General features: G+C 71.9%; 6 protein-coding genes. 2 read left to right on the top strand and 4 right to left on the bottom strand.

The window, feature by feature from the left end; genetic code table 11:
- From MR1_RS19915 to MR1_RS18265, 3 genes are all read right to left on the bottom strand, one after another.
- On the bottom strand, positions 1 to 509 hold a 509-nt coding region (locus tag MR1_RS19915), incomplete at its 3' end, for an alcohol dehydrogenase catalytic domain-containing protein (RefSeq protein WP_255218198.1).
- Positions 510 to 528: 19 nt separating this feature from the next.
- Complete coding sequence (locus tag MR1_RS18270) at positions 529 to 756, bottom strand: helix-turn-helix transcriptional regulator (protein ID WP_067250466.1); 228 nt, start codon at positions 754 to 756, stop codon at positions 529 to 531.
- Positions 756 to 1187, bottom strand: coding sequence for a hypothetical protein (locus MR1_RS18265; protein WP_067250462.1), 432 nt, complete (start codon positions 1185 to 1187; stop codon positions 756 to 758). The genes MR1_RS18270 and MR1_RS18265 overlap by 1 nt, the downstream gene beginning before the upstream one ends.
- Before the next feature lie 142 nt (positions 1188 to 1329).
- Between MR1_RS18265 and MR1_RS19910 the strand changes: the two genes are divergently transcribed.
- Positions 1330 to 1554, top strand: a complete 225-nt coding sequence (locus tag MR1_RS19910; RefSeq protein WP_157518367.1) for a hypothetical protein — start codon at positions 1330 to 1332, stop codon at positions 1552 to 1554.
- A complete protein-coding gene (locus tag MR1_RS18260) occupies positions 1551 to 2429 on the top strand; it encodes a hypothetical protein (protein WP_067250459.1) in 879 nt (292 codons plus the stop codon). Before MR1_RS19910 ends, MR1_RS18260 begins: the two co-directional genes overlap by 4 nt.
- A gap of 70 nt (positions 2430 to 2499) precedes the next feature.
- Here MR1_RS18260 and MR1_RS18255 read toward each other — a convergent pair whose 3' ends face one another.
- Positions 2500 to 6165, bottom strand: a complete 3666-nt coding sequence (locus tag MR1_RS18255; protein WP_255218199.1) for a proline dehydrogenase family protein — start codon at positions 6163 to 6165, stop codon at positions 2500 to 2502.
- Positions 6166 to 6209 lie beyond the last annotated feature (44 nt).

Genomic DNA, 6209 nt, shown 5'->3' with positions numbered 1-6209 from the left:
GCGGCATCCCAGGCCTGCCACGCGGTGCCGGCGGCGATGGGCACGCACGCGGCGAGCGCGGCATCCACGCCTACCGGCCGGATCGCGAGCCGGTCCGCGGGCACCGTCGCGTACTCGGCAAGACCGCCTCCCCCGCGCAGCTCGGCGACGACCTCGTCACCGAGGCCGATGCCACCCACCCCGGCACCGAGGGCGACGACGGTGCCGGCGACGTCCATCCCCCGCACCGGGAACCGCGGCCGGGTCAGCCCGTAGACGAGACGCACCAGGAGCGGATCGCCGCGCAGCAGCCGCACGTCGCCCGCGTTCAGCGCCGTGGCCCGCACGCGCAGCAGCACCTCCCCACGCCCCGGACGCGGCGTCGGGAGCTCCTGGAGGCGCACCCCCTCCGCCGGGCCGTACGTCTCGCAGACCCACGCCCGCATGGAGTCCGGGATCTCCGGCCGCCCGGGCGTCGGGCCGCCGCCCTGCGCCCGCGCTCCTCGGCCGTCGTCTCCCCTCACGTCCATCTCGCGCTCCCCGCTCACGTCAGCCCTCCCCGGGCACGTCCGGGTACTGGAACAGGTCGTCGATCGCCGCCCCGAACGTGCGGGCGATCTGGAAGGCGAGCTCCAGGGTCGGCGAGTACCGCCCCTGCTCGATCGCGATCAGCGTCTGCCGGGTGACGCCGATGCGTCGCGCCAGCTCCGCCTGCGTGAGTCCGGCGTCCTCGCGGTGCGCCCGGATCGTATTGGTGACGCGGGTGGGCTTGACCATCACACGAGCCCCCGGCGATACGCGATCACGCGGGCGACCCCGCCGAGGATCGAGGACACCGCGAACCCGGCGAACATGACGTGCGCGATCCAGAACACGTCGGCCCGCAGGGCGCACAGCACGAGCACGCCGAGGCCCGCGATCACGAGGAACGCGTGCTCGACGCGCCCGCCCATCCACCCGATGTCGCGGTCGCGGATGTCCGTCGCCATCGCCTCTCGATCACGCGCCCTGGCGAGGATCCCCCACCCGATCGTCAGGAGGATGGCGAGGAGGACGCCGCCGCCGATCGTCCCGATCATGAGCGGGGGCCAGTCGACGCCGGTCAGCGGGCCGCCGGCCGCGGAGACGGACAGCAGGATCGCGTAGACGACCACTCCGCCGATGCCGACGACGAGCTCCGTCCACGCCGCGCGCTCGTGATAGACCATGGCGACCTCCGATGTAAAAGATTCTTTACAGGAAAGGTACGACCGCGCGAGTCAGATGTCAAGAATCTTTTACACCCTCGAGCAAGCATTAGCTTGTTCGGATTGGGTGTGCTTGACTGCCCTGAAGGTGAAACGGGGGGCCATGACACCACACAACTTGCTCACGGAAACGACGAGCGGATCGAGCGGATTCGTGTCGCTACTCGTCCAGTTCGCGATGGATCACGTCTGGGACATCGTTTCGATGATCGTCTTCCTGCTCCTGGGGTTCTTCACGAGCCTCCTCACCACCCGTTGGCTCTCCCGTCGCGACCCGCGGGAGCAACGAATTGCCCGGTGGTTGGACAGCGATCAGGCAGGGACGTGACGATGCAGGAACTGGGATCAGCTCTCCCGGGGGCGCTGTGGGGTGCGATCGCCCTTCTTCCCGGAGCCATCCTCGGTGCCGCCTACGGCCCGATCACCCGCGCCACCGCAGGTATTCCCGAGGAGATCGAGCTGCGTCGCGCCTTCGAGCTCGCCCGCGAGCAGACCGACTGGCGGATCGGTGCGCGCATCGTTCGGCCCGTTGTCGACTTCTTCCGTCGGATGTTCCGTTCCGACGCACCTCCCTCCACGGAAGCCACCTGGCTGAAGGTCGTCCTCGCCGTCGCCGGCATCTGCTTCATCGTCCAGCAGTACGTCGCTCACACCGAGCTTGTCGTGTTCACCCTGCTCATCCTGACGGTGGTCATGGTCGTTGCGAGCCTGTCCACGTTCCTGGTTCTGGCCGTCCGGCACGTGATCGAGGCAGGATCGGTCGCTGGACAACTGACGGGTGCGATCGGGATGAGCACCGTGGCGATCGCTAGCGCGGTGTTCCTGATCGAGCCGCCGTTTCAATCCGCCGCCCTCATCGGGGTGCGCGATTACCTGGCCGCATCCAAGGGCGTCCTCGCGGTTCTCTTCGCACCCGACCTTGGAATGGTTCTCTACCAGCTCACAGGCGCCGGGATCACCCTGATCGGACTCATCGCGAGTATCGGCATGTGCACTGCGGCAATGACGGCCGTACACCTCGCCAGAGGCATCCGCGGCCGTTGGCTCTGGCGCTTCTGCTTTTGGGCCGCCCGCCCTTTCAGCTATCCCCGCCTGTGGTGGACACTGTTCGGCCTCGTGATCGCGGCCGGAATACTGACGAGCGGCCTCGGCTACGAATGGGTTTCGAACGCATCCGATTCGCCGACGCCGCTGCCCACCTGATCGCCATCCGGATTTCGCGACCCGAACCGATCCCGCTGCCGGGCCGATGCACGTCCCAGGAAGGCGCCTGTCAGATGACGGACTCGCTCCACGGATCCGGGTTGCCGTAGCGGTGCGCCGTGATCGAGATCGACTGCTCGCGGAGGAACGGCAGCAGCTCGATGCGCCCGGCGGTCGTCACCTCGCCGGAGTGGATCGCGAGGTCCGGGTCCCCGTCCACGGCCTCGGCGAGCCGTCGATGCAGGCCCGCGACCGCCTCCGTGGGTCCGACCAGCCGCACGCGGTCCGCGACGGGCGGAGACTCGGGATCGCGCTCCGCCGTCCCGCGGCGCGCGATGCGCTGGATCCACTCGTCGTCCGACTCCACGAACACCACGAACCCCTGGTCGCCGAGCACGCGGCGGACGCCGGCGGGAAGGCCGACCGGCGTCGAGAGCGTGACCTCGGCACCCGTGCGGATGCCGGCCAGCGCGACGCGCAGCAGCTCACGCCACTCGGCGTCGCCGGTCGCCCGCACCGCCACCGGCACCGGGCGGTAGCGGAAGAGGTTGCGTTCGACGCCGAGACGCGAGACGTCCCGGACGCGGCCGAACTCGCGATCCCAGGCCAGGGCGTCCGAGAGCGCGGCCCGGCGCAGCCACTCGAACGCCGGGTAGTCGAGCGACGGCTGGGCCGCCTCGATCAGCGCCGTGATGCGCGTGTCCAGACCGCGCAGGTGCAGGGTGCTCGACGCCGCCCCTCCGCCGGTCCCCCGCCAAGATCCGAGGCCCACGAGGTGGTTCGGCCCGCCCGCCTTCGCTCCGGTCCCCACCGAGGACCGCTTCCAGCCGCCGAAGGGCTGGCGCTGCACGACGGCGCCCGTGATCCCGCGGTTGACGTAGAGGTTCCCCGCCTCGACGCGGTCCAGCCAGAGGGCGAGGTCGTCCGCGCTCTGGGTGTGCAGCCCGGCCGTCAGCCCATAGTCCACGGCGTTCTGCAGCTCGATCGCGCGCTCCAGCGTCGGGGCGAGCATGATCCCGAGCACCGGCCCGAAGAACTCCTCGCGGTGGAACCGGGAGCCCGGCTGCACGCCGAGGCGGATCCCCGGACGCCACAGCCTCCCCTCGGCGGCCAGGGCGGCGTCGAGGTCCGACGGCTCGACGGGCTCCGGACGGATCATCCACTTCTCGTCGCCCTCCAGCTCCGTGAGCGCCCACAGGAGCTTCCCCGAGGGGCGCTCGATGACCGGGCCGACCTCGGCCAGCGGATCCGACGGCAGAGCGACGTGGAGCGACCGGGTGGCGTCGGCCAGCTGCCGGGCGAAGCGCTTCGACCGCCCGACCGGGCCCACGAGGATCGCGAGCGACGCGGCCGAGCACTTCTGCCCGGCGTGCCCGAAGGCGCTGCGGACGAGGTCGGCGACGGCGAGGTCGAGGTCGGCCGAGGGGGCGACGACGATCGCGTTCTTGCCGCTCGTCTCCGCCTGCAGCGGCAGGTCCGGACGCCAGCTGCGGAAGAGCGCCGCGGTCTCCCAGGACCCGGTGAGGATCACCCGGTCGACGTCGGGGTGCGCGATGAGGCGCCGGCCCAGCTCTCCCTCGTCGATGTCGACGAGGGCGAGGACGTCGCGCGGGATCCCCGCGTCCCACAGCGCCGCGGCGATCACGGCCGCGCAGCGGCGCGCCTGCGGAGCGGGCTTGAAGACCACGCCGGATCCGGCCGCGAGCGCGGCCAGCACCCCGCCGGACGGGATCGCGAGCGGGAAGTTCCAGGGCGGCGCGACGACGGTCACCCGGGAGGGCACGAACGCCGCTCCGGGGATGGTGTCGAGCTCGCGCGCCTTCGCCGCGTAGTACTTCGCGAAGTCGACGGCCTCGCTGACCTCGGTGTCCGCCTCGGCGAGGACCTTCCCGGTCTCGGACGCCGCGACCTCGATCAGCTCGTCGCGGCGCGACTCCAGGACCGCCGCCGCACGCAGCAGGATCTCCGCACGCTCCGACGCCGGACGGGTTCCCCACCCCGGAGCCGCGTCGCGCACGCGCCCGACGACCCGCTCCAGCTGGTCCGGATGCTCGATCCGCGCCGACGGCAGCAGGCCGGTGCCTGCCGTGGAGCCGGGGATCCGCTGCAGGATGCCGCGGGCCCATTCGCGGTTGGCCGCAAGCGCGGGGTCGGTGTCCGGCGTGTTCGAGAACCCGGGGGCGCCGAGCGCGGCCTCCCGGGTGTCCTCCCGCTCGGCGTAGACGGCGGTCTCCACGAACGTGTCCGCGGGGTCCGCCGAACGGGCGATCCCCAGGACCGCCTGTGTGAGGGGGCCGTCCAGATCGAGGGCGTCCGCGGTGCGCACCATGGATTCGTGGACGGGGGCGGCGCGGTCCTGCGAGCGGCGCGGACCGATGCGCAGGTCCGGGTCGACCGAGCGCTCCAGGGAGGCGCCGAACCGGGTGATCTCCCGGTCCAGCAGGTCGTGGTCCTCGTGCAGGCGGAAGGCGGCGGAGAGGAAGTTCTCCGGCGAGGCGTTCTCCTCCAGCCGGCGGACGAGGTAGCTGATGGCGACGTCGAACTCGCGCGGGTCCACGACGGGCACGTAGAGACGCACCGGTCCCACGTCCCGGCGCACGGCCTCCACCTGCGCCTGAGCCATCCCCAGCAGCATCTCGAACTCGATGTCGGACGCGGCGTGCTCGTCGCCGGCGGCGGGCGCGGTCAGGCCCCGCTCCTGGGCGAGCAGCCACGCGTAGGCGACGTCGAAGAGGTTGTGGCCGGCGATCCCGACCCGCACCGCGCGCGTCGCCTCCGGCCGCAGCGCCTCGTCGAGGCAGCGCAGGTAGTTGGCGTCGGTGTCGACCTTCGCGTCGTAGGGCGCGGCCGGCCAGCCGTGCACGGCGGCCTCGACCTTCTCCATGGCGAGGTTCGCGCCCTTGACCAGACGCACCTTGATGCGCGCGCCGCCGTGGTCCACCCGGTCCCGCGCCCATGCGGTCAGCTCCCGGAGCGCCGGCAGCGCGTCGGGCAGGTACGCCTGGAGCACGATCCCGGCTTCGAGGTGCTTGAGGCGCGGATCCTCGAGGATCCGCGTGAAGACGGCGATCGTGAGGTCGAGGTCGCGGTACTCCTCCATGTCGAGGTTCAGGAACGTCGTGCCGGAGAGCGCCCCCGCGCGGCTGAGGGGCCCGGTGTGCGCGGCATTCGCGTCCGGGACCGGAGCGCCCGGCCGGTGCCCGGTGGCCGGGTCCGCGGCCGTGAGGTAGAGCGGGAGCAGGCGGTCGACGATCTCCTGGACGGTCTCCTCGAACGCCCACAGCGAGATCCGGCTCTTGATCGCGGAGACCTTGACGGAGACGTAGTCGACGTCCGGCCGGCGGATGAGGTCGTGGATGCCGTCGAGCCGCCGCCGCGCCTCGTTCTCCCCCAGCACCGCCTCGCCGAGGAGGTTCAGGTTCAATCGCGCGCCGCTCTCACGGATCCGGGCGATCGCAGGGCCGAGCTTGTCGGGACGGGCGTCGACGATGAGGTGGCCGACCATGTCCCGGAGGACCCTGCGGGCGATCGGGACGGTGGGGGCGGGCAGCGCCGGCGCGATCCCTCCGCCCACGCGCACGGCGGCCTTGAGGTACCACGGGAGGAAGTCCGGGACGAGCGGTGCGATCCGACGCAGACCGCTCGCGGCGGCGCCCAGGCTCTCGGGGCGCATCACGCCGTCGACGAAGCCCAGGGTGAACGGCAGTCCGTTCGGGTCCTGCAGCACCCCCGCCAGGCGCTCGGCCCCGGACTCGGCCGCACGCCCGCGGGCGGCGCGGC

Origin of the sequence: Microbacterium resistens NBRC 103078 (genome assembly GCF_001552355.1) — a bacterium.
Classification (GTDB): Bacteria; Actinomycetota; Actinomycetes; order Actinomycetales; family Microbacteriaceae; genus Microbacterium; species Microbacterium resistens.
The sequence above is the reverse complement of the archived record's forward strand: the minus strand, read 5'-3'. Positions and strand labels throughout refer to the sequence as shown.